Source organism: Aequorivita todarodis (genome assembly GCF_028561335.1).
Classification (GTDB): domain Bacteria; phylum Bacteroidota; class Bacteroidia; order Flavobacteriales; family Flavobacteriaceae; genus Aequorivita; species Aequorivita todarodis.
This window is the reverse complement of sequence record NZ_JAQQTG010000046.1, coordinates 1-25,281: the sequence shown is the minus strand read 5'-3', so window position 1 is coordinate 25,281 and position 25,281 is coordinate 1. Positions and strand designations below refer to the sequence as shown.

Here is a 25,281-nt window from a genome sequence, read left to right as displayed (position 1 = left end):
AAAAGTAATGATATGCGTACAATTTTAGTGCTATTTCTGGCAATGCTTGTTTTTTCATGCAAGGAAACAAAGGTGAAATCGGTAACGATGAAAGAAGACGTTGCCGTTTTGGCGAATGACAGTCTCAAGGGAAGAAAAACGGGTTCCGAAGACGAAAAGAAAGCTGCGGAATATATTGCGAAAAGATTTAAAGACTTAGGATTGCAGCCGAAAGGAACCGACGGCTATTTTCAAAAATTCACGTTTAAGGCGAGCAATAACCCACATCAGGAAGCCGAGTTTACATCCGAAGCGACAGATAGCACCCAAACGGGAGAAAATGTAATCGGTTATTTAGATAATAATGCCGAAAATACAGTTGTTATCGGCGCGCATTACGACCATATGGGAATGGGCGGCGAAGGTTCGCTCTACCGCGAAGGAGAAGCAATCCACAACGGCGCGGACGATAACGCGAGCGGCGTGGCTATGATGCTTCATTTGGCAGATTCGCTTCAAAAGAAAGATTCGCCCAAGAAAAATAATTATCTTTTTATTGCTTTTTCGGGGGAAGAAGAGGGTTTGCTGGGTTCAAATTATTTCGTAAAAAACCCGACCATCGACACCAAAAAAGTAACCTATATGCTGAATATGGATATGGTGGGAAGGTTGAATTCTGAAAATACCTTGGCGGTTTATGGCGTGGGTACTTCGCCTATTTTCAAGCAGGTGGTAAACGCCAACGCAGGCGATTTAAACATTGCGGAAAACGAAAGTGGCGTAGGCCCGAGCGACCACACTTCGTTCTATTTGGCCGATATTCCCGTGCTGCACTTTTTCACTGGACAGCATGAAGATTACCACAAACCGAGCGATGATACCGAAAAGGTAAATTTTGAAGGGATGGAAACAGTTTCAAATTATATTTTCAGCATTATAAAAGATTTGGACAGTCAGCCGAAACTTGCCTTTAAAAAAACCAAAAACGAGAGTGAAGTGGTCCCCGACTTTAAAGTTACATTGGGTGTAGTACCTGACTATCTTTTCAGCGGAAAAGGAATGCGGATTGACGGCATCAGCGAAGACCGTCCCGCACAAAAAGCCGGACTTCAAAAAGGCGACATCGTAATAAAAATGGGCGATTATGAAGTAACCGATATGATGAGCTATATGAAAAGCCTTTCAAAATTTGAAAAGGGACAGACTGTGAATGTTACCATAGAACGAAATGGGGAACCGATAATGGTGGAGGTTACCTTTTAAAAAAATAGAAATCACTAAAAAGTAAACCCCAAAGGTCTTAAAGACCTTTGGGGTTTTATCATTTTCTTGCGCCAAGGCATGCCCCGGCTCCCAGCTAAGCTGGCCTTGGATTTCGCACAGCCAAGGCATGCCCTGGCTCCCGTATAGCCAAGGCGTGCCCTGGCTCCCGTACAGCCAAGGCATGCCTTGGCTCAACGATATTACATCATTCCGGGCATTCCGCCGCCCATACCGCCTGGCATTCCGCCACCGGCATTTTCTTCTTTAATGTCAACTAAAGCACATTCGGTGGTAAGAATCATTCCAGCAACCGAAGCCGCGTTTTCAAGTGCGATACGCGTTACTTTTTTAGGATCGATGATTCCGGCTTTTAGCATATCAACGTATTGTTCGGTCTTGGCATCATAACCAAAGTTTTTCTTGCCTTCCAAAACTTTATTGATTACTACGGAGCCTTCGCCACCTGCGTTTTCAACGATGGTACGAAGTGGAGATTCAATGGCGCGGGCCACGATTTGAACTCCTGTTGTTTCGTCCAATGTTTCAGTAGTAAGCTTTTTAAGCACTTCAATAGCGCGAACCAAAGCCACGCCACCACCAGCAACAATACCTTCCTCAACAGCTGCACGGGTTGCGTGAAGTGCATCATCAACACGATCTTTTTTCTCTTTCATTTCTACTTCAGAAGCAGCACCTACGTAAAGAACAGCAACACCGCCCGCCAATTTGGCCAAACGCTCCTGCAATTTTTCCTTGTCGTAATCGCTGGTAGTAGTTTCAATCTGAGCTTTTATTTGGTTCACGCGACCTTTTATGTCGTTTTTGTTTCCTGCACCGTTAACGATGGTCGTGTTGTCTTTATCAATGGTAACGGTTTCCGCAGAACCCAACATATCGATGGTTGCGTTTTCCAAAGTGAAGCCGCGCTCTTCAGCAATAACGGTTCCTCCGGTCAGTACGGCTATATCCTCAAGCATTGCCTTTCTTCTGTCGCCAAAACCGGGTGCTTTTACAGCGGCGATTTTCAACGAACCGCGAAGTTTATTTACTACCAAAGTGGCCAAGGCCTCGCCGTCAACGTCTTCTGCAATAATCAATAACGATTTTCCTTGTTGTGCCACTGGCTCAAGAATAGGAAGTAAATCCTTCATTGAGGAAATTTTCTTGTCGTAAAGCAGCACCATTGGATTTTCCAATTCGGTCTGCATTTTTTCGGTATCGGTCACGAAATAAGGCGAAAGGAATCCTCGGTCAAATTGCATTCCTTCAACCACATCCACGTAGGTTTCGGTTCCTTTAGCTTCTTCAACCGTAATTACCCCTTCTTTTCCAACTTTTCCGAAAGCTTTGGCAATAAGGTCGCCAATTTGCTCGTCATTGTTAGATGAAATAGCGGCAACCTGCTTTATCATTTCAGAAGAATTGCCAACTTTGGTGGTTTGCTTTTCAAGGTTTGCAACGATAGCTTCCACGGCCTTGTCGATACCGCGTTTCAAATCCATAGGATTTGCGCCGGCGGCAACGTTTTTAAGGCCTTCTTTTACGATTGCCTGTGCAAGCACGGTTGCGGTAGTTGTACCGTCCCCGGCAAGATCGTTGGTTTTTGAAGCTACTTCCTTTACCATCTGCGCGCCCATATTTTCAAGTGGGTCTTGCAGTTCAATTTCTTTTGCAACGGTAACACCATCCTTGGTCACCTGTGGCGCGCCAAAGGATTTGCTGATGATTACGTTACGGCCTTTTGGGCCCAAGGTTACTTTTACTGCATTTGCCAATGCGTCAACGCCGCGTTTAATACTGTCGCGGGCTTCTACATCAAATTTTATATCTTTTGCCATAAATCTTAATTTTTTCTTCCGAAGAAATTCGGAAATGTGATTATTGTTTTTTTATGAATTCAATTTTTGTCCTATTTCAAGAAATTTTAAAAAAACCCCGATAGCTATCGGGATGGAATTTAAATTATCGCGAGAATATCATCCTCGCGCATGATGAGATAGTCTTTGCCATCAAATTTCAATTCGCTGCCGGAGTATTTTCCGTAAAGAACGGTATCGCCAACCTTTACGGTCATTTTGTGGTCTTCTTTGCCTTTGCCAACAGCTACTACTTTGCCTTGTTGCGGTTTTTCCTTTGCGGAGTCTGGAATGTAAATACCCGATGCGGTCTTGGTTTCTGCCTCTTGCGGCTGAACCAAAACGCGATCTGCAAGTGGTTGAATTTTTAATGCCATAATAAAATTTTAATTTTATAATTCCCACCCTTCAGCTATCGCTCAGGATAAACTTCGGTGGGAATCTTTTAGTTAAACTTATGTTCAAATGTTTGAATCCTAATTGGCAGAAATTGTGCCACTGCCCATAAACTGACAGTTTTCATAATTAAAATGTCAGCTTGGCAGAAGTTTTTTTCTTAGGACCGGTAGATATGATTATAATCATAGTATAGGATGTCTTGTTTCTTTATTTTTCATTGAAAAACCATTGGAAAAATGAAAATTGCCAAATATTATATTTTATTTATTATTCTGTTATGCCCACGGAGCCATTTTGGACAGGAAAACGAACAACGGTTTAAATTTCACAGCACCTCTTTGTCGCCCAATTTCTACAGCGGAAACAATGCCACAGGCTTTATGGTCAATTTGGATTTGGCATTTGCCATAGACGGGCATATATTAAAAGCGTCCGTTATGGCAGCTGCCGAAGTAGATATCTGGACTTCCTACCAGGACAATTATTATAGTTATGACCTCATGTACGGAAGGGAGTTTATGGCAGGCAGAAGTATAGCTATCGATTTATTTGGAGGAGTGGGATACCTTCATTTTAAAACACGCAATCCGGACAGGCGTCAAAAAGGCTATGTAGATGAGAAGACTCTTGGGTTCCCGCTCCAGGGACGGCTTCGTTTTAGGCACGGAAAAGTATTCAATCTGGGAGTCCAGATTCACGGCAATGTTAACGGGGCCAGTAGTATAATAGCGGTCGGTCCCTTCTTTCAATGGAATTTTCATCCCGAAAAATCACAGAACTGAAAAGGCTCTAACAAAAATGCCAGCTCGAAAAAGCTGGCATTTTAAAAAAATATTGTAGCTATTAATTAATTTGTGGTGTCAGTTGCGGTTGGTGCAGGAGTTTCGGTAGTTGGAACCGCTGGAACTGCGCTCTCGTCAAAAGTTTTTGACTGTACGGTGTTGCCGCCCATTATAAAAACATTGGAAAACAAAATCAACGCCAACATAATGGTTGCAAGCGTCCAAGTACTTTTATCGAGAAAGTCGCTGGTTTTCTGAACGCCGCCAATCTGCGCGCCTCCGCCACCGCCGAAAGACGATGAAAGTCCGCCGCCCTTTGGGTTCTGGACCATTATAACTATGACCAATAAAAAGGCCACTATCATTATTAAAATTAAGAATATTGTAAACGTACTCATGATTGTTCTGAATTAATCAATTTTTCTATTGTCCGAATTTGGTCTGCAAAGAAACCACTTTTTTCGGGATTTTTCAAAATTAAAATTTTATATGCCTGAATTGCTTTTTTATAGTTCTTTTGTTGCAGGTAAACTTTCGCCAAAGTCTCCGTCATTAGTGCATCTGACGTTTGTTGAAAAGATGGAAGCGGTTTTTTTGGCTCTTCTTTTTGGATATTGTTTTCTATATCCGGGGGAATTATTTTTGGACGTTCTTGGATAAACTTGTCTATCAACTCAAATTTTCGCTCCCTGTCATCTTTTTGCGCTTCATCATTTTTTTCGGTGGAAATGTCTTCATTTCGTTCAATAGGCTTTGCCTTTGTCAGTTTCAACCATTCTGCGAAGGAGTGGGTGTCGGTTTTGGTAAATTCCAAAGGTTTGTCCGGTTGCAGTATTTCTTCGGGTTTTTTCTCAATCTTCTCAACCAAATTGGATACAGATGCAACTTTTCTTTGGAAAAGCTCCGGATTCAGAATATCTTCCGCCTTTTGCATTTCGGCCTTTAGTTGCCTGTCTATTTCAAGGCTGATCTGCTCCGAAACATTTTCGGAAATCACTTTAATTTCTTCCACCGAAGCATCGTGCTGTAGAATGGTTTGCGAAATTTCATTCTGAATGAACTTTTCCGAAGTTATGTATTCAAAGAGGATGTCGCGGTCTGTGGTGTGGGCGGCGGTAAGTTTTAGTGCATCGTTATATAGAAAACTGTCCTGGTTTTTCAATCCTTTCAGTTGAAGGGCACGCGCACTTTGGAAATACGGATATTTTTGAATGATTGATTCCAACGCCGATAAGTCCGCAGACGTTATTTTCTGTGGATTGGCGAGGAGATATGTGTAGTTTTCAAGATTCAAGATTCAAGATTCAAGATTCAAAATTCAAGATTCAAAATTCAATATTTCGTATTTTTCCCCCAGCCCCTAAAGGGGAGATTTCCATTTATGCCCTTTAGGGCTGGGGCCATTCAAATTTACCAGTTTGCAAGCGATTTGTTAAAAATATCCTGCGTCAAACGTTCAAAAATAATATCCACCGCGGCATCCAGTTTGGAGCCTGTCAATTGCGTTTGGCCGGGATAATCATAGTAAAAACTAAACGGTTGCTCAAAATCTTTCAAAGGGTCTTTTGTGTTGAAGAAGCGAACGTTTATACTTATTGTTAACCTGTTTTGTGCCGCGGTACTATTTGATGTTGCGGTAATTGGCGCAATATAGTATTGTGTTATTTCGCCTTCGTAAACCAAATCGCCGCTGTTGTTCACGAGGTCCAGACTGGTTTGGTTCAATAGCAGGTCCTGTAATTTCTGTGTAAAATCGCGTGCAATTCCGGGTTCAACAATGGGCGCATTGTTTTGAAAATAATTTACCTGTACCGTTTTTGTGGTGCTGTAATTTATATCGGCCCCGGTAAAGGAGTAGGGGCCGCAGCCTTGCAACAGCAATGCAGAAATTAAAAAAACTAAAATTGAAAATATTTTCGGCATCTCCCTTATTTTATTACTTAAACACTTAACACTTAACACTTAACTCTGAAACACGCGATAAATCGCGAGCCTACGCAATTATATCACAAATCGTATTGTTTTATTTTCCGATAAAGTGTTCTTTCCGAAATACCGAGTTCGTCCGCGGCATCCTTTCGTTTTCCGTTGTATTTTTCGAGCGATTTTTTGATGAGCTCCAATTCCTTTTGGTGAAGCGAAAGGTTTTCTTCTTCCTCAATTTCCTCGGCGTATTCGTATTTGTCCTTTCGTGGCTCTGAAGTGTGTTCCGGAATGCTGAAAACTTCAACATCGGTCTGTGTGCCGTTGTTTTCCTCTTCAATTATTGAAGCCAATTCCTCTTCCACTTCGTTTTCCTTGGAATATATTTTATTGATAAGCGAAGAATTTTCTTCCTTCACTTTTGCTGAATTACCTGTTTTCATCAGTTCCAGGGTAAGTTTTTTAAGGTCGTTCACATCGCGTTTCATATCGAAAAGCACTTTGTAAAGAATTTCCCGTTCGCTGCTGAAATCGCTTTCGGTCTTCTTCGCGTTTACGATTGCGGGAAGATTGCTGCCCATATCGGGCAAATAATGCTTCAAGGTTTCGTATGAAATCTCGCGGTTCTGCTCCAAAACCGAAATCTGTTCGGCCACGTTCCGCAATTGGCGGATATTTCCGCTCCAGCGGTATTTCAACAATAAATCCGTTGCTTGCTCCGTCAATCGGATGGTCGGCATTTTGTATTTCTGCGCAAAATCTGCCGCAAATTTTCGGAAAAGCAAGTGTATGTCTTCCTGCCGTTCACGAAGTGGTGGCAGATTGATTTCTACAGTGCTCAATCTGTAGTACAAGTCTTCGCGGAATTTTCCTTTTTCAATGGCATCTACCATTTTTACGTTGGTAGCGGCCACGATGCGCACATCGGTTTTCTGCGCTGCGGAAGACCCAACTTTTAAAAATTCACCATTCTCCAAAACTCGCAGCAAACGAACTTGTGTGGGAAGCGGTAACTCACCTACTTCATCTAAGAAAATGGTTCCGCCGTCGGCTACTTCAAAATAACCGCTGCGGGTTGCGGTAGCGCCCGTAAACGAGCCTTTTTCGTGGCCAAAAAGCTCACTGTCTATGGTTCCCTCGGGTATGGCACCGCAGTTTACGGCTATGTATTTTCCGTGCTTTCGGTGCGAGAGTGAGTGGATTATTTTTGGGATGCTTTCCTTTCCCACGCCGCTTTCCCCCGTAACCAATACCGAAATGTCCGTTGGGGCAACCTGTATGGCCTTTTCCACGGCACGGTTCAGTTTGGGGTCGTTGCCTATTATTCCGAAACGTTGTTTTGTTGCTTGTATGCTTTCCATAGGCCCCCTAACCCCCAAAGGGGGAAAAGCCCCCTGGCCCCCAAAGGGGGAATGTGGGGCGGTTAATATTCCTTTTCATATTTATATCAATCATAATATTGAGTATTTTAAATAAGGTTACGCCGTTCCCCCTTCGGGGGTTAGGGGGCTAACCCTACCGCTTCGCCAATCAGCGTGGCTGTGGTACAATCGGTTACTTTTACTTTTACAAAATCCCCCGGCTTATAAGTTGACTTCGGAAAAACCGCAACGTTGTTGTGTTCCGTTCTTCCGCTCCATTCGTCTTTGTTCTTTTTCGATTCCTTTTCAATTAAAACTGTCACAGTTTTTCCTAAAAATTCCGCGGTGCGAATGGCGCTGTGCTTTTGTTGGAGCTCCACAATCTCGGTCAATCTTCTACTTTTTGTTGCTTCGGGCACGTCGTCTTTTAGTTTTCGGGCGGCCATGGTGCCTGGTCTTTCGGAATATTTGTACATATACCCAAAATCGTATTTCACATATTCCATCAAACTCAAGGTTTCTTTGTGGTCTTCCTCTGTTTCCGTTGGGAAACCAACAATCATATCCTGCGAAATGGCACAGCCGGGAATGATTTCCCGAGTCTTGTCAATCAATTTCATATACTCCTCCCGCGTGTGCTGACGGTTCATGGCCTTTAAAATGCGTGTACTGCCACTTTGCACCGGAAGGTGAATGTGGTTGCAGATATTTTCATGCTTCGCCACCACGTGCAGCACTTCTTCGTGCATATCCTGCGGGTTGCTGGTGGAAAAGCGAATGCGCATTTTTGGGTGTGCCGTCGCTACCAAATCGAGCAACTGTGCAAAATCGGTTGCCGTTGCCTGTTGCATTTCGGAAGCATTTTTGAAATCCTTTTTCAGTCCGCCGCCGTACCATAAATAACTGTCCACGTTTTGGCCGAGCAGCGTGATTTCCTTATAGCCGTTTTCGGCCAAATCATCCACTTCGCGTAAAATACTTTGCGGGTCGCGGCTGCGTTCGCGACCCCGGGTAAAGGGCACCACACAAAAGGTACACATATTATCGCAACCGCGGGTTATGCTCACAAAAGCGGTTATGCCGTTGCCGCCCAAACGCACGGGCGAAATATCGCCATAGGTTTCTTCTTTACTAAGTATTACGTTTACGGCATCGCGTCCTTCCTCAACTTCCTTCAACAAATTCGGGATGTCTTTGTAGGCATCCGGCCCAACTACCAAATCGACGATTTTTTCTTCCTCCAAAAATTTTTCCTTCAACCGCTCCGCCATACAGCCCAGAACGCCAACCTTCATCTTTGGGTTTGCGTTTCTTTTTACGGCGTTGTATTTTTCCAAACGTTTGCGGACGGTCTGTTCCGCTTTATCGCGGATGGAGCAGGTGTTTACCAAAACCAGATCGGCTTCCTCCAGTAAATTTGTGGTATTGTAGCCTTGGTCTGCAAGTATGGAAGCCACGATTTCGCTATCGCTAAAATTCATGGCGCAGCCGTAGCTTTCAATATATAATTTTCGGGAATTGCCATCGCGCGCTTCCAGTGTGAGCGTGTTTCCCTGTGTGTTTTCGTCAATAATCTTTTCCATGGAAATTTTAAAATAGTAATCACATTCAATTTAGCCATTGAGCCTGCAAAGATACAATTTTAAGCAACGGTGACAAAGTGGCAGATTTCTTTTTAAAAAATATAATTTGCACGGTAGAAATTTACCGTGAACTCACGATTACTTCTATAAAAAATATTCGTGAATTCGCAGCTGATTTCTTTTTCATAGCTTTGTGTGCTAACCAAATGAAAAAGAAATATGGAACCGCGGATTTTTCAGAAAATAGAAGTTGCCAACAAGCCCGACTTTGGCGATATTCTAACAAAAAGTTTTGAGCTTTTTAAAAAAGTGTGGGTGGAGGGAATGTTGCATCTGCTCATCACATTTGCGGTAATTTTGCCCATACCGGTCTTAATTTATGTGCCCTTCATATCCGTTATAATTGAGGCACAGGCCAGCGGACGTCCGGATTTTAACCCTTTTCTGGAATATCCGGTGTATTTGATAGTGGTTTATGTGGTGGCCATCTTTGTATTTGCAATCATTGCAAACGCTATTTCGTATGGCATAATAGCGCACTTTTTTATGGTTTGCAAAAAAACCGACACAGGGGCGCCCATGGAAGCGGGCGGTTATTTTGTGTACGTGAAGAACCATTTTCAAAAGATTTTTGTCCTGACACTCGCCAGCTTCGGCATTGCGCTATTGGCGGCCATTTTATGCTATTTGCCCATTTTTTATGTCATGGTACCGCTGCAACTTGTGGTTGTTATTTTCGCCTTTAATCCACAGCTTTCGGTCTCCGAAATTGTAAAGGCAGGTTTTAAACTGGGCAACAAATTTTGGCTAATAGCCTTTGGTTTGATAATCATTTCATCAATGATTGCGCAATTGGGAATCATTTTATGCGGAATCGGGGTTTTGGCCACGGCCTTTTTCACACATATCCCGATGTATTATTTTTACAAGGATACCATTGGTTTTGACGAAGAATTGCATGCAAATACATTTTAAATAGCAGGTTAAAATCATTTTTTTAAGTGTGGAATTCCACCACTCCCGAAGCCTCGGGACACGAATAATTACGTAAAAACATTCGCAAATTCGCGGCAAAAACCTTCACTGCAATTTTCAAATTTCACACCTTAAATCATTCGTATTAAAAAATTCATATACTTTTGCAATCATAACAATATAGGATATGGCAAAGAATTTAGTGATAGTTGAGTCCCCGGCAAAAGCAAAAACCATTGAAAAATTTCTTGGGAAGGATTTCAAGGTTTCCTCCAGTTTTGGGCACATTGCGGACCTGCCGTCCAAGGAATTGGGCGTGGACGTGGAAGGGGATTTTACACCTAAATATATAGTGAGCAGCGACAAAAAGAAGCTGGTGGCAGAGTTGAAAGCACTGTCCAAAAAAGCCGATACGGTTTGGTTGGCAAGTGATGAGGACCGCGAGGGAGAAGCCATTGCGTGGCATTTGGCCGAAGAATTGAAGCTGGACAAAAACAAGACCAAGCGGATCGTTTTTCACGAAATAACCAAGTCTGCCATTTTAAAGGCCATTGAAAATCCGCGCCAGATTGATTATAATTTGGTAAACGCCCAACAGGCCCGTCGAGTTCTCGACCGTTTGGTGGGTTATGAGCTTTCACCGGTTCTTTGGAAAAAGGTGAAAGGTGGACTTTCCGCAGGACGCGTACAATCGGTTGCGGTGCGGTTGATCGTGGAGCGCGAACGCGAGATTGAAGCCTTTACGCCCGTAGGTTCCTATAGAATCGATGCCGAATTCACAACGGTTGACGGCAGCAAATTCAAGGCGAAACTTCCAAAGAATTTTGAAACGGAAGAAGAGGCACGCGAGTTTCTTCGGAAGAATTTGGGGGCTTCCTATAAAATTTCAGATTTAACGAAAAAGCCCGCCAGTAAAAGCCCGGCGGCACCTTTTACCACTTCAACCTTACAACAGGAAGCAGCCCGGAAATTGTATTTTTCGGTTGGAAAAACGATGACAATCGCCCAACGTTTGTACGAGGCCGGATTGATTACCTATATGCGTACCGACAGCGTGAACCTTAGCAAGGACGCAAAAAACGCGGCGCAAAAGGAAATTATTTCTTCCTATGGAAAGGAATACAGCAAACCCCGCGATTACAAGGGAAAAAGCAAGGGAGCGCAGGAAGCGCACGAGGCCATCCGCCCGACGGATATGGGCCAGCACAGCATTTCCGGCGATCACGACCAAGCGCGTTTGTATGATTTAATTTGGAAACGGACTTTGGCCTCGCAAATGAGCGATGCACAATTGGAGCGTACCAATGTGAAGATTGACGTGCTTTCCAAAGAAAAAGTTTCAGAAAATTTCACTGCAAATGGCGAAATGATAAAGTTTGACGGGTTCCTAAAAGTGTATTTGGAAGGCACCGATTTTGAGGAAGAAGAGCAGGAAGGCATGTTGCCGAATATGAAAAACGGCGATTCACTTGAAAATAATTACATCACCGCCACCGAACGCTTTACGCGTCCGCCCTACCGATACACGGAAGCATCGTTGGTAAAACAGTTGGAGGAACTCGGCATTGGCCGCCCTTCAACCTATGCGCCGACTATTTCTACCATTATCAGCAGAAATTATGTTGAAAAGGGAACCGTGGAAGGCGTGGAGCGAAAATATCTTCAGTTAACGCTTCAAAAGGAAAACATAAAAGACAAAACCTTGACCGAAACCGTTGGATCGGACAAAGGGAAATTGGTTCCCACGGATATCGGAATGATCGTGAACGACTTTTTGGTGGAACATTTCGAAAATATTCTCGATTACAATTTCACCGCAAAAGTAGAGCAGGATTTTGACGACATAGCCGAAGGAAAAGAGGAGTGGACCAAAATGATGAAGGATTTTTACGGAAAATTTCACCCAAGAGTAGAGCACGTTGAAGAAACCGCAGACCGCGAAAGTGGCGAGCGCATTCTTGGCGAAGACCCCGAGACCGGAAAAACCGTTTTGGTACGCCTCGGAAAATACGGCCCCATGGCGCAGATTGGCGCACCGGAGGACGAGGAGAAAAAATTCGCCAGCCTTCGCCCAGACCAGCAATTGCATTTGGTCACCTTTGAAGAGGTAATGGATCTTTTCAAGCTTCCGAAGACTTTGGGCGTTTATGACAATGAGGAAGTTGAGGTAAACAACGGTCGTTTTGGCCCGTATGTACGTTTTGGTAAAACCTTTATCTCGCTTCCGAAGGGAATGGACCCGCTAAATGTGGATATGGCGTTCGCAAAGGAGCTAATTGAAGAAAAGAAAAAAGCAGACGCACCTATATATATGTATGAGGATCTGCCGGTCCAAAAAGGCGTTGGGCGTTTTGGTCCCTTTATAAAGTGGAACAATATGTTCATCAACGTAAACAAAAAGTACGATTTTGACAATCTTTCAAAGGAAGATGTGAAAGAACTTATTGAAGACAAAAAGCAAAAGGAAATAGATAAGTTAATCAACGAATGGCCAGAGGAGAAAATCAGAATTGAAAAGGCGCGTTGGGGCCGTTTCAATTTAATAAAGGGGAAAACAAAAGTGGAACTTCCCAAAGGGACAGAGGCGGATAAAATAACTTTGGAAGAAGCAAAAGATTTGCTCGATAAAAAAAGCCCCAAGAAAAAAACCGCCGCAAAAAAGAAAGCCGGCACTAAGAACCTGCCTGCCGGCAAGGCAGGGAAAACCACGGCCAAGAAAAAATAATGATAGAATTTTTATCCCCCGTTTCTAAAAAAGTATTGGCACATCGGGAAATTTTACCCGTCGGAACTTTGGGGAAGCAAATTGAAGTCCATGCCAAAACCAGGGAATTGCCCAATTTAAAAAATGTAGGGTTTGCGATTCTCGGAATTAAGGAAAACCGTGCCGATATAAATTTTATTGGCGGAGCGATATCCTTCGACCCATACAGAAAAGCCCTTTATTCCTTATATCCGGGCAACTGGAATTACAATATAATCGATCTCGGCGATATTGAAAAAGGCGAAACGGCCGAAGATACCCGTTTTGCCGCAAAAGAAGTAATAGCTGCACTTCTGCAGAAAAAAATCATCCCGCTCATTCTTGGAGGCGGTCAGGACCTGGCTTACGCGCAATACCGCGCTTATGACGGAATAGGTGAAATGGTGAATGTAGTTAATATAGACAACCGCTTTGATCTCGGAAATGCTGAACTGCCCATTTCCAATAAATCATATATTGGAAAAATGGTGGTGGACAAACCCTATAATCTTTTTAATTATAGTACTTTGGGCTATCAATCTTTTTTCAATGCGCCACAAGAAATAGCCTTGATGGATAAACTGTTTTTTGACGCCTATAGATTAGGTGAAATTTGTGCGGATATTACGGTGGTTGAACCCATAATGCGAGATGCCGATATGGTAACATTAGACGTTACCGCAATAAAAAGTGCAGAATTAAGTTATAAAAACAATGACAGCCCCAACGGTTTTGACGGTCGTGAAATATGCGCCATTTCCCGATATGCCGGCATTAGCAATAAAGTAAAATCCTTTGGCGTTTACGAGTTAAGCGATTCAATTGAAAGTAAAAGCGGCGCAATGCTCGTGGCGCAGATATTTTGGTATTTTATTGAAGGATTTAATTTTAGGGTAAAAGATGATGATTTTGATGATGAAGCGCTCTTTACAACCTATAAAGTTCCGGTGGATGATGAGGTGTTGGAATTCAAAAAGAGCAATAAAACCGAAAGATGGTGGATTGTTTTGCCATTTATTTCAAATGTTAATAATAAATTAAAAAGACGTACGTTATTACCTTGCACTTATGGCGAATATTTGGGTGCATGCAATCAGGAAATTCCTGAGCGGTGGTTGAAAGCCCGCCACAAAAATGAAGTATAATCAAACAAGACAAGTAAAAACGGGGATCAATGGTTTTTCAAAAAAAAATTGTTTTTTTGAAATTTTATAGATAGGTTTACGCCCTTGAATCTCGAAATTTAACCTAAATACCTATGAAGAAGTTTATTGCATTAACTGCGATCGTTGCCTTTTTGTTCAGTTGTAACACCGGAGATCGGGGAGAACTGGTTGGGGCAAAAGGTAAAAAATGGTATCCTCAAAAGCCTTACGGAATGACGCTTATCCCGGGTGGATCCTTCATCATGGGTAAAAGTGATGATGATTTTGTTGCCGTGAACGATGCGCCAACAAAGACCGTTACCGTGCGTTCTTTCTATATGGACGAAACCGAAATAACCAATGCCGAGTACCGCCAATTTGTTAATTGGGTACGAGATTCTACTGTAAGGTTGCGTTTGGCTATTATGGCCGATGAAGTGGGGGCAACCCCTGGTGATGGTGGTATAGGTGAGTTTGCCTTTGTGGACCAAGAAAACGAAGAAATGACCCCGTATCAACAATATATGTATGATAACTACTTCGGTATGGGCGAAGACTACTACGCCGGCAGAAAGCTGAACGACAAAATAGATTTGATTTGGGATACTGCTGAGTATCCGGACGAATACTATTCCGAAGTAATGGATACCATGTACATTCCAACGGAAGAGGCCTATAACGGGCAGCGCACCATTGATGTGAGCAAATTGAAATTCCAATATACCTATATGGATATTCAGGCTGCTGCTCGCGATAAGAGCAAGCGGAGAAAGGATTTCATCAAGAAAGAAGAACTGAATATTTATCCAGACACCACCGTTTGGATCAAGGATTTCAACTATTCCTATAACGAGCCCATGCACAACGATTACTTCTGGCACGAGGCTTATGGCGATTATCCCGTGGTGGGTGTTACCTGGAAGCAGGCAAAAGCATTCTGTGCGTGGAGAACTTTGTATAAGAATGCATACCAGAAATCAAGAAAGCAAAATTTTGTAAACTCATTCCGCCTTCCGGGTGAAGCAGAGTGGGAATATGCAGCCCGTGGTGGTCTGGAATCCGCAACCTATCCTTGGGGAGGGCCTTACGCCAAAAACGATAGAGGATGCTTTATGGCAAACTTTAAGCCATTGCGTGGTGATTACGCGGCAGACCAAGCGTTATACACGGTTGAGGCAAAATCGTATGAGCCCAATGACTTTAACCTGTATAATATGGCAGGAAACGTGTCGGAATGGGTAGCTTCTTCTTACGATCCCGCTTCTTACGATTACACTTCTACGATGAACCCAAATGTGAACGATCCGAACAATATGCGAAAGGTAGTTCGCGGTGGTTCCTGGAAAGATGTAGCTTATTTTCTTCAAGTAAGCACGCGTGACTATGAATATGCAGATTCCGCAAGAAGCTATATTGGCTTTAGGACTGTGCAGGATTACATGGGAACCGATGTTGTTTTAAACCAAAACTTTGGTGACGCACGCTAAAAAACTAGAAATAAACCAAATCAACATTAAATATTTAACCTTAACTAAAACACCTCAATTAAAAAACTAATTAATTATGGCACAATCAAGATCATCTAAAAAACTATTTAACATGGCCTACGGCCTTGGGGCATCCATTGTAATTTTAGGCGCACTTTTCAAAATCCTTCACTGGGAATTGGGTCCTTTAAATGGAGGTCTTCTTTTGGCAATCGGTCTAATTACCGAGGCAATCATTTTCGCAATTTCCGCATTTGAACCTGTAGATGACGATTTGGATTGGTCATTGGTTTATCCTGAGTTGGCCGGCGGAACTGCACAGGACAGAAAAAAGAAAGAGCCAGAAGATGCACAAGGACTTCTGTCCAAAAAATTGGACGAAATGCTAAAAGAAGCCCGTATCGATTCTGAATTGATGAACAGTCTTTCTACAAGCATCCGTTCTTTTGAAGGTGCGGCCAAAGGTATGGCCCCAACTGCTGAGGCAATGAACTCCACCAAAAAATACAGCGAGGAAATGGCGCTTGCAGCTGCTCAAATGGATTCCTTGAACAGCCTGTACAAAGTACAGATTGAGTCAACCAGCCGTCAGGCCGAAGCAAACCAAGCGGTTGCTGAAAACGCAGAACAACTAAAACAACAAATGCAGCACTTGGCTACCAACCTATCCTCATTAAACGGAGTTTACGGCGGTATGCTTTCGGCAATGACCAATAGAAATTAAGTTTCCTATTAACCAAAATAATTTTTATAAACTGAAAAACTATTAAAAAATGGCTAAAGGAAACTTATCCCCCAGGCAGAAGATGATTAACCTGATGTATCTGGTTTTCATCGCGATGCTGGCACTTAACATGTCCAAGGAAGTATTATCTGCTTTTGGATTATTGAATGATAAAATAGCTACGGCAAACGAAGCTACCAAACAACGTAACGAAGCGTTCTTGGCAAGTTTGGAAACCAAAGCGGCTGAACAGCCCGAACAATACGGAACGGTATTGGCTGGCGCTCAGAAAATAAAAGAAATTTCCGGAGAATTTGACGCCTATCTTTCAAAATTAAAGGAAGATATGCTTGCAACTGCCAAAGACCCTACAGATTATGAGGTAATGGATAAACCCGATTATTTGAACAATCTCTTTTTCCAAGGAGACAAATATAAAGCGGGAGGTCAAGAGTTTCTCGATAAAGTAGATGGCTACCGAAATTCCATGCTAGAAGTTTTGGGAACTAATTATCCAGATATTCAATCTTTTGTTGAAACCAATTTTTCAACTGCAAAAGTTAAAAACAGAGATGGAAAAGAAGTGCCTTGGCTTAACTATAACTTTGAAGGTTTTCCATTGATTGCATCTATAACCAAGTTAACGCAAATGCAAGCTGATGTTAAAACCGTAAATAGCGAATTGCTCTCTAAATATCTTGCGGGGCAACAGGCAGCAGCTTTATCGTTTACGCAATACAATACACTTTTAGAAACTTCCAAATCTGCATATTACGCTGGAGAACAGTTTGACGGAGGAATTGTTTTAGGGCGTAAGGATCCAAATACAAAGCCAAACAGAGTAGAACTTACTTTGGACGGCAGACCTTTAACCGAAGATCAGTATGCTATTGAGAACGGGAAAGTAATGTTGAAAATAACAGCCGGTTCTCCGGGTGACCACAAAATAGAAGGAAACCTTATTTTTACCGAAAATGGAAAAGACACGGAAATTCCTGTAGATCTTGGATTTTCTACTATCTCAAAACCAAATTCAGCAGTAATCGCTGCAGATAAAATGAACGTGGTTTACCGAGGCGTGGATAACCCAATGACGGTTTCCATTCCAGGTATTCCTGACAATAAAGTAAATGCATCTGCACCTGGTCTTTCAAAAGTTTCAGGCAGCAAATATGTTATGCGTCCGGGCGCTGGAAGAACGGTTACCATTGTTGCAAGCGGAACATTACCAGATGGTACGGGTGTGAGAACCCCTGCAGAATTCCGTATTAAGGATATTCCGCCACCAGTAGGTGCCATCCGTGGCGAAACCGGAATTGTACGTATGGAACGTGGAGGTCTTGAAATCTCAACTATTTCGGCAATATTGCAAGATTTTGATTTCGAATTGAATATTAACGTTACAGGCTTTAGCTTTAAAGTTTCAGGCCAACCGACCGTTAAAGTAAACGGAACCAAGCTGGATGCTGCCGCCAAAGGTGCCTTGAGAAGAGCGCAGCGTGGCGATGCAGTTCAAATTTTCGACATAAATGCAAACCTTGCTGGAAATTCAGGTTATAAATTGAAAAAGATTTCTCCTGTAATTATTGAATTGACAAACTAATAAAATTTAGTATAAAACCCTATCGGTATGAATTTGAAAAATGTTGTTTTATGTGTTTTTGGCCTCGGAATGGCTGCCAGTGCAACGGCACAGGTAAACATTCTTAATGCCAAAACTCCAGAGGATATAGGCAAAAAGACCGAAGCACAGATTGCTTATGACAATGATACGCCTTTACCTTACGGCTATACGGACGAGCGCGATGTGTTGTGGTCCAAAACCACTTGGGAAATAATTGACCTTGACGAAAGAGTCAACTTTCCGTTGTATTATCCTATAGATACAAACAACATTGGCGCAGACAGACGTTCCCTTTACGATGTTTTGGTAAAGAATATCAAAAGCGGAAAAATTGAAAATGTTTATGCAGATTCATACTTTACCGAAAAACGTACCTTAAAGGATATTGAAGCCTCGTTGGTTTATAGCGATACTACCGATTTGGGTATTGAACAATACAATGCCGAAGGAACAGTGGATCCGCAATATGTGCGTCGCTTTTCTTTGGATGCGGGCGATATTGAAGAATGGCACATTAGAGGCTATTGGTATTTGGACAAGCGCCAAGGCGAGCTTAAGTATAGATTGCTGGGAATTTGCCCGGTAGCGAACGAAGCGCGTTCCAAGGCATATCCAGAAGATGGCATTGATTCAAAAGTTGAACTATTTTGGGTTTGGTTCCCCGGAGCACGCGAAGTTTTGCACGAGGCCAAAGCGTTCAACCGAAAGAATACCTCGCAGCCAATCTCTTACGACCATTTGTTGAATTCAAGACGCTTCAACGCTGTTATTTATAAAGAGGACAACGTGCAGGGCGATAGGGATGTTAAAAATTACATCAACGACAACGCGCTAATGCAACTGTTGGAGTCTGAACGGATCAAAGAACAAATACGCAATATTGAAATAGATTTGTGGAATTATTAATCAGTTAATGAAAGCCACAATTTGAAGAAGACCCTTCAAGTTCCATTTCGGAAACTGAAGGGTTTTTTCATTCCCATCCTTCGGTTTCGCTCAGGATAAACTTTAGGGGGAGTCTTTTTGATTGGAGGCCGTAAAAGCTTTAAAAGTAGCATACAATAATGAAACAGGTAGAGTATATAATCGTAGGCCTCGGAATTGCCGGAATCAGTCTGTGCGAGCAGCTCCACAAGCACGGAAAGAGCTTTGTGGTGATCGACAATGGCGCAGAAGGTTCCACGGCAAGATCTGGCGGTGTTTTTAACCCAACCGTTCTGAAACGCTTCACGGCAGCTTGGAATGCTTCAGCTTTTTTTCCTGTGGCGGTTAATTTTTATACGGAACTTTCTGAAAAACTTCAAAATAAAATATATACCCAAATCCCGATTTTAAGAATCTTCAAAAGTGTGGAAGAACAAAACAATTGGTCGGTTGCAAGCGATAAAAAGGAATTGCAGGATTTTCTTTCATCAAAATTTTTAAAGAATGAAAACCCTGCAATTGAAGCGCCTTTCGGTTATGGGGAAGTTTTGGGAACCGTGCAGATTCATACAAATAAATTACTTTCCGGTTACCGAAATTTCTTAAGAGCTGAAGACTCATGGCTTTCTGAAGATTTTCAATACGAAGCAATTCAACAGCAAGACAACGGCGTGGTTTATAAAAATATTTCCGCAAAAAAAATCATATTCGCTGAGGGCGCTTCAGTGATTGAAAATCCTTTTTTTCCAAAGCATGCCATCATTGGAAATAAAGGGGAATACATACTCATAAAAGCGGCCGATTTAAAGTTGGGAGCGCTTTTAAAAGGCCCAGTGTATGTTATTCCTTTAGGAAATGATGAATATAAGGTGGGCGCAACCTACAGCCGGGATGATTACGGTATGGCCCCAACGGAAACCGCGAAAGCGGAAATCCTTTCAAAAATGAAAAGTTTTATCAATTGTCCTTTTGAAATAGTGGGGCAAACCGCAGGAGTACGGCCCACGACCAAAGATCACAGACCTTTGTTGGGAAGCTTAAAAGACAACCCAAACTTGGTTTTCTATAACGGCTTGGGTTCGCGTGGGTTTTTGATGGCGCCGTTACTTTCGGAAATTCTTTTTGAATATTTGGAAGGGGATGTCCCGCTGTCGCAGGAAATGGACATTAAAAGAATGCTTTAATGGCTGCCAACTAAACCTTTGCTTTCTCTTTGCTGTATTTCATAAAAAAGTTAATCCAGATATTTCGGGAAATTCTCACAATTATGGGCAACAATATAACCAGAACGCCTATGATGGAGAAAAAAGTATAATTTCTATCCAGCCCGATAAAGAAATAGGCAATTATAAAAACCGCAACCGAAATAGCCACGCCCACAGCGTAACTTACATACATGGCCCCGTAAAAAAAAGAAGGTTCCATTTTGAACTTTGTATCGCAATGGCTGCACCGGTCGTGCATTTTCAGCGTTTTTGAAAAATTATAAGGATTGCGCTCCACATACATTTTTCCTTTTTGGCACACGGGGCAAGTTCCCGTAAAAATACTGTAGAGTTTGGTGCCTTTAAGGAATTGCATAATGCGCTTTTTTAGCACCGCAAAAATAAGCATCTTTGCAAAAATTTTAGCCCTTTTAAATGGTCAATATCCACAATCTTTCGGTTTCCTTTCAAGGCGACTATTTGTTCGAGAAAATCACTTTTCAGCTAAAGCCCGGCGATCGCGTAGGCTTGGTTGGAAAAAATGGCGCGGGCAAATCTACCTTGCTTAAAATTATTGCGGGAGAACAGGAATATGATACGGGCCAAATAGCGACCGATAAGGAAATTTCAATCGGTTTCTTGAAACAGGATATCGATTTTGAAAAAGGCCGGACCGTTCTGGAGGAATCCTACGAAGCGTTTACTGAAATAAAAAAGCTCGAAAAACAATTAGCCGAAATTAACAGGCAATTGGCGGAACGCACCGATTATGAAAGCGATGGCTATCACCAATTGATGGTTGATTTGAACGAAGTGCAGCACCAATACGAAATCCACGGCGGTTACAACTACCAAGGCGAAACCGAACGGATCCTGCAAGGTTTGGGTTTCCAACGGGAAGATTTTACAAAGCTCACCGAGACCTTTTCGGGCGGATGGCGTATGCGTATTGAACTCGCCAAACTATTGCTTCAAAACAACGATATTTTACTGCTGGATGAGCCCACAAACCACTTGGATATTGAATCCATTCTTTGGTTGGAGGAATTTTTAAAAGGATATGCCGGGGCCGTTGTAATCGTTTCCCACGATAAAATGTTTTTGGACAATGTGACCAATAGGACCATTGAAATTTCCCTCGGGAAGATTTATGATTTCAACAAGCCATATACGCAATATCTAATTCTTCGGAACGAATTGCGCGAGCAGCAATTGGCTTCACAAAAAAACCAGCAGAAGCAGATTGAACAGACCGAGAAATTGATTGATAAGTTCCGGGCGAAGGCGAGTAAAGCCACCATGGCACAATCGCTCATAAAAAAGTTGGACAAAATTGACCGGATTGAAGTGGATGAGGACGACAACAGTGTGATGACGCTGCGTTTCCCCGTTTCCATTACCCCCGGAAAAGTGGTGATTGAGGCTGAAAATATTTCAAAAAGTTACGGCGATAAAAATGTGTTGAGCGGCGTGGACCTTATGGTGGATCGCGATAGCAAGATTGCATTTGTGGGCCAAAACGGGCAGGGAAAATCTACTTTGGCAAAAATTATTGTAGGTGAAATAGAATACGGTGGAAAACTCACTTTGGGCCACAATGTGCAGATTGGTTATTTTGCGCAGAATCAAGCCGATTATTTGGACGGAACAAAAACTGTTTTGGATACGATGATTGACGCTGCCAACGAAAAAAACCGAAGCAAGGTTCGCGATATTTTGGGCTCTTTTCTTTTCCGCGGAGACGAGGTTGAAAAATACGTACGCGTATTGAGCGGGGGAGAGCGAAACCGGTTGGCGCTGGCAAAATTGTTGTTGCAGCCCTTCAACGTTTTGGTGATGGATGAGCCCACGAACCACCTCGACATAAAGTCCAAAAACGTGTTGAAAGATGCGCTAAAGAGCTTCGGGGGAACTTTGATATTGGTTTCCCACGACCGTGATTTTCTGCAAGGGCTGACCAATAAAGTTTACGAATTCAAGGACCATCACATCAAGGAATATTTGGGCGATATTGATTATTTCTTGGAACAGCGAAACCTACAAAACCTTCGCGAAGCTGAAAAAAGAACAGTCGTTTCCGAAGTAAAGGAAAAACGGAGCGCTGGGGAGGAATATGAGATTCAAAAGAAACTTAAATCTGCAAAGAACAAATTGAGCAATGTGGAATCGGCCATTTCTTCCTTGGAGAAAGAGATAGCCAATATTGACACCGAACTGCTTATCAATTACGAAGAGACCATTGCAAAACCCCATTTTTTCGACAAATACCAAGAAAAGAAAAAGAAGCTGAAAAAGTTGATGGAAGAGTGGGAAATACTACAGGAAAGCGTGGAATCCCTTTCCTAAATTTGCTGAAGGTTTATTCCTTTTTGGACATTTTTCTTTTTTCTAAAAAATGCAGTATCTAATTTTGTAAATCACAAATCACAAACTTTGGCATGTACGAGCATTTTTTTCAATGCCCACATTGTTGGGAAGAGATTTCGATGCTGTTGGATTCTTCCGTCCGGCACCAAAAATATATTGAGGATTGCGAAATTTGTTGCAACCCCATTGAACTGGACGTAACCTTTCAGGATGGAGAACTTGTTGGTTTTTCGGCAAATGGAATTGGTCAATAAGTTTTAATTTTATAAATTTAGTGCAACAAAACTTCTAAACTCCTCCTATGCTCTCTTCTTTTACCCTAGCCGATAATATTATAGGTTTTATTATTGATGGGCCTTACGACGAACACGCAATAGAAAGAATACAGACTCAGGTGAAGGAAAGGTTGGAGGTTTTCGACAAGTTAAACTTATATATTGAAGATACCGTAAATGCGGATATTTCGCTTAAGGCAGTTGTGAAGAGTATTCCCTTTAAACTTAAAACAGGAAATCGCTTTGAAAGGGTTGCGGTAGTTACGGACAGAAAATGGCTCCAAATTATAAGCAATCTCGAAAAATTATTTTTTAACGCGGAGATTCGAATTTTTTCGGTCCAGCAGCGGTTAGAGGCTATTCAGTGGATAAGTCATTAGATTGCTTCTTTTTTAGCTCAAAGCATCGTTTTAACGAGCGCGTTTTTTACACTGATCCATAGAAAATTGAAGACAGATTTGGTCTGATCGCGGGTGGCATCTGCTTTGCCTTCCCGGTAATAATCATTTTGTTTTTTGCTGTTTTTTGAAATAAATATATCGGTAATGGCCGAAAGAAACTCGTTTTTTCTTTTTCCGTCTTTTTGCAATACCGTAACCCTGAAATCGGAATAGCTTATCTTCATAGCGGTATTTGAAGTTTCGCGATTGCCGCCAATGGTGAAAAAAGTTTTGTTGGTGCTGCCTTGTAGCCGTACGTTTAAATTTGGCTCCGTAAAACTGTTCATTTTGTTCGCGTTTAGCGGCCCAACGTTTGCCTTAAAAATAAAGGCATCGCTTTTGTTTTGCACGTCGAAATTCCAATCTACGGAAAAGGGTGTGTTTTCCATAAAATCGGCAGTGATCTTTAAAGTGGTTTTTTCCGGACTTTTATAGGTGTTGCTCACATTTGAAATGGCTGCGTTGAGATTTTTAAAATTGATGGAACCGCCCATATTCTCTTCCTTTTGTCTTTCTTCATATTGAATGTTTCCATCTGAAATTTTTAGGGAATCTACGGTTAATTCAAAAGGCAGGTCCCTTAGCATTTTGCTGTAGAGGGGTTTTGTTTTTAAATCGTCGGCCACTAATTTGTCACGGTAAATTTCCAGGGAAGGAGCGTTTAAAGAAACCATTTTGCTTTTCGCGAAAAACAGATTGTTGTTGAAACCAAAATCAAAATCAGCAATGGAGAGCGATTTCAGCGTGAGATTGTAATGGTCGCGCTCTTTTGTTATAATTCTTGAAAGTTGCCTTTTGGAATATTTCGTTTTAAGTTTCAAATTCTTAAAAACAGCGTTGTTGTTCTTTATTGAAAAGTCTTCAACGCTCAGGTTTTCATACGGACTTACTTTTACAAAAACAGTATCGCTCGTAGCCTCAAAATCTTTGTACTCAAAAGGAATTTTGCGCAGAACCGTTCCATTGTCCACTTTTATTCCGTCTATTTCAACGGACAGTCCTGTTGCATAAACTTTGGTGGAATCTTTTGCTTTTTCATAAATAACCAACTTTGTGTTTTTTACTTCAACGCGGTCCACGATAATTGGTTTGTAAATTCGGGCTACAGCTTTTTGAACCGTATCTTTTGAGGATTTCAGCCGGTCTTCGTAATAAACGATTTTTGGGTTTTCCAAGGAAATGGTTTCCACGTGAATTTCACCATTGAGCAAATAGTCCCAATAACTAATGTCTGAAATTTTAAGCTTTTCAACATTTATAAACGTATGCTTGACGCCGTCTTCGCTATTTTTGATAATTAGCGAGGCATTTGTAACAACAAGCGAACCGCCAAAGGATTCCACCGTTATGGCATCATAGGAACGGGCCATATTTTCAGGCAATCTTTCTTCGATGAATTTTTCAAGCTTGTTTTTTAGAATGTAATTGATGGAAATAGCGCCAATTATAAACATTGCGCCGATGGCGAGAAGAATGAAAACTATCTTTCTGAAACGTTTGTCCATACGCTAAAGATAGCTAAAGATACCGATGCAAAAAGTACTTTAATGGCACTTCACAAAAAATTATGTTTTCCGGCTTGTAGGGGTCAAAATCCTTTGTATCTTTGCAGTCCAATATTTCTGTCGGTGTTATGGGCCGAAAGTTAAACGCTAAAGTGGAAATAGTTGGAAACCCATATCGCGGGATAGAGCAGTAGGTAGCTCGTCGGGCTCATAACCCGAAGGTCACAGGTTCGAGTCCTGTTCCCGCTACTAGGAAAACCAAGGCTTCACAGAAATGTGAGGCCTTTTTTTGTGGAGTGGGTACAGAATAGGTACAGAGTATTAAAATTTTGAGGCTTACATTTTCTCTGATATTAAATCATTCTCAATGCATATAGAGAATATTAAAATTTAGAGTTACCAGAAAATTATCTGAAATTAAATCATCTTTTTTCATAATGTGTAAAATTTAAAATTAATAAAAAAATAGCGGGGGCCGGCCCCCGCTATTTTTTTAACTTACACACTTTATGTGATAGTCCCAAATAAAACCTCTTGTTAGTTAACACAGAATCTATCGGGACGAACTCTCACACAGAATAATATAACAAAAACAAAAGAAGCCGTCTCAATAATCTAATTGGGACGGTTTTTTATTTTTTGGTTGATGGCGATGATTTTTTGGTAATTTTAAATTTAGACGCAAAGTTGGCCTTTCTTAGGCACTTTTCTTTCTTAAATT

Annotated in this window: 22 protein-coding genes and 1 tRNA gene; 14 read left to right on the top strand and 9 right to left on the bottom strand. The window is 41.9% G+C overall.

All coding sequences use genetic code 11. The features are described 5' to 3' along the window. Nucleotides 1-12 precede the first annotated feature (12 nt). Entirely contained in the window at nt 13-1,242 is a 1,230-nt protein-coding gene (locus POV26_RS12480; protein ID WP_272856807.1) for a M20/M25/M40 family metallo-hydrolase, read from the top strand. 200 nt (nt 1,243-1,442) lie between these two features. Here the strand turns inward: POV26_RS12480 and groL are convergent, their stop codons facing one another. Next, a complete protein-coding gene (gene groL / locus POV26_RS12475; RefSeq protein ID WP_272856806.1) occupies nt 1,443-3,080 on the bottom strand; it encodes a chaperonin GroEL in 1,638 nt (545 codons plus the stop codon). A 119-nt stretch (nt 3,081-3,199) separates the two neighbouring features. Beyond that, nucleotides 3,200-3,475, bottom strand: coding sequence for a co-chaperone GroES (locus tag POV26_RS12470; RefSeq protein ID WP_062623053.1), 276 nt, complete (start codon nt 3,473-3,475; stop codon nt 3,200-3,202). A 258-nt stretch (nt 3,476-3,733) separates the two neighbouring features. On the opposite strand from POV26_RS12470, the gene POV26_RS12465 reads away from it, so the two are divergent. Next, nucleotides 3,734-4,279: a hypothetical protein gene (locus tag POV26_RS12465; RefSeq protein ID WP_272856805.1), complete on the top strand. Its 546-nt coding sequence runs from the start codon at nt 3,734-3,736 to the stop codon at nt 4,277-4,279. 65 nt (nt 4,280-4,344) lie between these two features. On the opposite strand, the gene secG is transcribed toward POV26_RS12465, so the two are convergent. The 5 genes from secG to miaB form a co-directional block, all read right to left on the bottom strand. Next, on the bottom strand, nt 4,345-4,677 hold the full coding sequence (gene secG, locus POV26_RS12460; RefSeq protein WP_272856804.1) for a preprotein translocase subunit SecG: 333 nt from the start codon (nt 4,675-4,677) through the stop codon (nt 4,345-4,347). Next, entirely contained in the window at nt 4,674-5,573 is a 900-nt protein-coding gene (locus POV26_RS12455; protein ID WP_272856803.1) for a hypothetical protein, read from the bottom strand. Before POV26_RS12455 ends, secG begins: the two co-directional genes overlap by 4 nt. A 116-nt stretch (nt 5,574-5,689) precedes the next feature. After that, the gene (locus POV26_RS12450) at nt 5,690-6,202 is read right to left on the bottom strand and encodes an LptE family protein (protein ID WP_272856802.1); all 513 of its coding nucleotides are present in this window, start codon (nt 6,200-6,202) and stop codon (nt 5,690-5,692) included. Nucleotides 6,203-6,285: 83 nt separating this feature from the next. Next, nucleotides 6,286-7,563 carry a sigma-54 interaction domain-containing protein gene (locus POV26_RS12445; RefSeq protein WP_272856801.1) on the bottom strand — a complete coding sequence of 426 codons (1,278 nt, stop codon included), beginning with the start codon at nt 7,561-7,563 and terminating at the stop codon, nt 6,286-6,288. Between the two features lie 140 nt (nt 7,564-7,703). Then, complete coding sequence (gene miaB, locus POV26_RS12440; protein ID WP_272856800.1) at nt 7,704-9,146, bottom strand: tRNA (N6-isopentenyl adenosine(37)-C2)-methylthiotransferase MiaB; 1,443 nt, start codon at nt 9,144-9,146, stop codon at nt 7,704-7,706. A 219-nt stretch (nt 9,147-9,365) separates the two neighbouring features. On the opposite strand from miaB, the gene POV26_RS12435 reads away from it, so the two are divergent. The 8 genes from POV26_RS12435 (at nt 9,366) to POV26_RS12400 (ending at nt 19,952) form a co-directional block, all read left to right on the top strand. Then, the gene (locus POV26_RS12435; RefSeq protein ID WP_272856799.1) at nt 9,366-10,121 is read left to right on the top strand and encodes a hypothetical protein; all 756 of its coding nucleotides are present in this window, start codon (nt 9,366-9,368) and stop codon (nt 10,119-10,121) included. 187 nt (nt 10,122-10,308) lie between these two features. Next, nucleotides 10,309-12,846 carry a type I DNA topoisomerase gene (gene topA / locus POV26_RS12430; RefSeq protein WP_272856798.1) on the top strand — a complete coding sequence of 846 codons (2,538 nt, stop codon included), beginning with the start codon at nt 10,309-10,311 and terminating at the stop codon, nt 12,844-12,846. After that, on the top strand, nt 12,846-14,009 hold the full coding sequence (locus POV26_RS12425) for a formimidoylglutamase (RefSeq protein ID WP_272856797.1): 1,164 nt from the start codon (nt 12,846-12,848) through the stop codon (nt 14,007-14,009). Before topA ends, POV26_RS12425 begins: the two co-directional genes overlap by 1 nt. Before the next feature lie 113 nt (nt 14,010-14,122). Further along, nucleotides 14,123-15,496 carry a T9SS ring complex lipoprotein PorK/GldK gene (porK, locus tag POV26_RS12420; RefSeq protein ID WP_272856796.1) on the top strand — a complete coding sequence of 458 codons (1,374 nt, stop codon included), beginning with the start codon at nt 14,123-14,125 and terminating at the stop codon, nt 15,494-15,496. Between the two features lie 76 nt (nt 15,497-15,572). Then, on the top strand, nt 15,573-16,220 hold the full coding sequence (gene porL, locus POV26_RS12415; protein ID WP_272856795.1) for a type IX secretion system motor protein PorL/GldL: 648 nt from the start codon (nt 15,573-15,575) through the stop codon (nt 16,218-16,220). Nucleotides 16,221-16,269: 49 nt separating this feature from the next. Beyond that, nucleotides 16,270-17,823, top strand: coding sequence for a type IX secretion system motor protein PorM/GldM (porM, locus tag POV26_RS12410; protein WP_272856794.1), 1,554 nt, complete (start codon nt 16,270-16,272; stop codon nt 17,821-17,823). 27 nt (nt 17,824-17,850) lie between these two features. Continuing rightward, complete coding sequence (gene porN, locus POV26_RS12405) at nt 17,851-18,750, top strand: type IX secretion system ring subunit PorN/GldN (protein ID WP_272856793.1); 900 nt, start codon at nt 17,851-17,853, stop codon at nt 18,748-18,750. A 158-nt stretch (nt 18,751-18,908) separates the two neighbouring features. Then, nucleotides 18,909-19,952 carry an NAD(P)/FAD-dependent oxidoreductase gene (locus POV26_RS12400; RefSeq protein WP_272856792.1) on the top strand — a complete coding sequence of 348 codons (1,044 nt, stop codon included), beginning with the start codon at nt 18,909-18,911 and terminating at the stop codon, nt 19,950-19,952. Between the two features lie 10 nt (nt 19,953-19,962). Here the strand turns inward: POV26_RS12400 and POV26_RS12395 are convergent, their stop codons facing one another. Further along, nucleotides 19,963-20,349 carry a DUF983 domain-containing protein gene (locus POV26_RS12395; RefSeq protein ID WP_272856791.1) on the bottom strand — a complete coding sequence of 129 codons (387 nt, stop codon included), beginning with the start codon at nt 20,347-20,349 and terminating at the stop codon, nt 19,963-19,965. 59 nt (nt 20,350-20,408) lie between these two features. On the opposite strand from POV26_RS12395, the gene POV26_RS12390 reads away from it, so the two are divergent. The 3 genes from POV26_RS12390 (at nt 20,409) to POV26_RS12380 (ending at nt 22,995) form a co-directional block, all read left to right on the top strand. Further along, nucleotides 20,409-22,319 (top strand): ABC-F family ATP-binding cassette domain-containing protein, encoded by a 1,911-nt coding sequence (locus POV26_RS12390; RefSeq protein WP_272856790.1) that lies wholly within the window; start codon nt 20,409-20,411, stop codon nt 22,317-22,319. 92 nt (nt 22,320-22,411) lie between these two features. Then, nucleotides 22,412-22,594: a CPXCG motif-containing cysteine-rich protein gene (locus tag POV26_RS12385; protein WP_272856789.1), complete on the top strand. Its 183-nt coding sequence runs from the start codon at nt 22,412-22,414 to the stop codon at nt 22,592-22,594. 47 nt (nt 22,595-22,641) lie between these two features. Beyond that, entirely contained in the window at nt 22,642-22,995 is a 354-nt protein-coding gene (locus POV26_RS12380) for a SpoIIAA family protein (RefSeq protein WP_272856788.1), read from the top strand. Nucleotides 22,996-23,012: 17 nt separating this feature from the next. On the opposite strand, the gene POV26_RS12375 is transcribed toward POV26_RS12380, so the two are convergent. Beyond that, complete coding sequence (locus POV26_RS12375) at nt 23,013-24,560, bottom strand: AsmA family protein (RefSeq protein WP_272856787.1); 1,548 nt, start codon at nt 24,558-24,560, stop codon at nt 23,013-23,015. Nucleotides 24,561-24,736: 176 nt separating this feature from the next. On the opposite strand from POV26_RS12375, the gene POV26_RS12370 reads away from it, so the two are divergent. After that, nucleotides 24,737-24,809, top strand: a tRNA-Met gene (locus POV26_RS12370). Nucleotides 24,810-25,281 lie beyond the last annotated feature (472 nt).